The sequence below is a fragment of the Siphonobacter sp. BAB-5385 genome (assembly GCF_002261125.1).
In the GTDB taxonomy this organism is placed as follows: Bacteria; Bacteroidota; Bacteroidia; order Cytophagales; family Spirosomataceae; genus Siphonobacter.
Window position 1 is genome coordinate 1 of the sequence record NZ_NMPS01000129.1, and the last position, 834, is coordinate 834.

Annotated in this window: 1 protein-coding gene; it reads right to left on the bottom strand. The window is 58.4% G+C overall.

Translation table 11 applies throughout. The annotated features are described in order from the left end of the window. On the bottom strand, window positions 1-834 hold an 834-nt coding region (locus BWI93_RS13030), incomplete at both ends, for a putative Ig domain-containing protein (protein ID WP_176454210.1).

An 834-nucleotide genomic window follows, 5' to 3' on the forward strand; every position in this document is an offset into this window, starting at 1 on the left:
TACCGTAATGGTGTAATCCCGTGAAACCGTTTGCTGTGGATTACCCGCGTCCGTAGCCGTTAGCGTTACCGTAAAGGTACCTGCCGTCGTGGGCGTACCCGTGATCTGACGTGTTTCAGGATTGAAGCTCAAACCTGCGGGAACCCCCGTAGCCGAATAGGTGATGGGAGAGGTACCACCGGTAGCGGCGGGAAGCGTCGTAGTATAGCTGGTGCCAACCTGAGCGGTAGCCTGCGTAGCCGCAGGTAATACCAGCGTAGCGGGATTCACCGTCAGCGTGTAATTACGCGTAGCCGTTTGCTGGGGATCACCGGCATCCGTAGCGGTAACCGTTACGGTGAACGTTCCTGACTGCGTGGGTGTACCCGTAATCTGGCGGGTAGCCGGATCAAAGCTTAGGCCAGCGGGAACTCCCGAGGCTGCATACGTAATCGGCGTGGTGCCACCCGTAGCCGCTGGAATCGTAGCGGTGTATTCCGTACCTACCTGAGCAGCCGTTAGCGTAGCAGCGGGCAGGACGAGTGTGGCAGGAACTACCGTCAGCGTGTAATTACGCGTAGCGGTTTGTTGCGGGTTCCCCGCATCCGTAGCCGTTACGGCTACCGTGAACGTACCAGCTTGCGTGGGCGTACCCGTAATCTGACGCGTGGCCGGGTTGAACGTCAGTCCGGCAGGAACACCCGAAGCGGAATAGGTGATCGGTGTGGTTCCACCCGTAGCGGCGGGAATCGTAGCCGTATAGTTGGTTCCAACCTGAGCCGTCGCTAACGAAGTATCGGGCAGTACCAGCGTAGCCGGATTTACCGTAATGGTGTAATCCCGTGAAACCGTTTG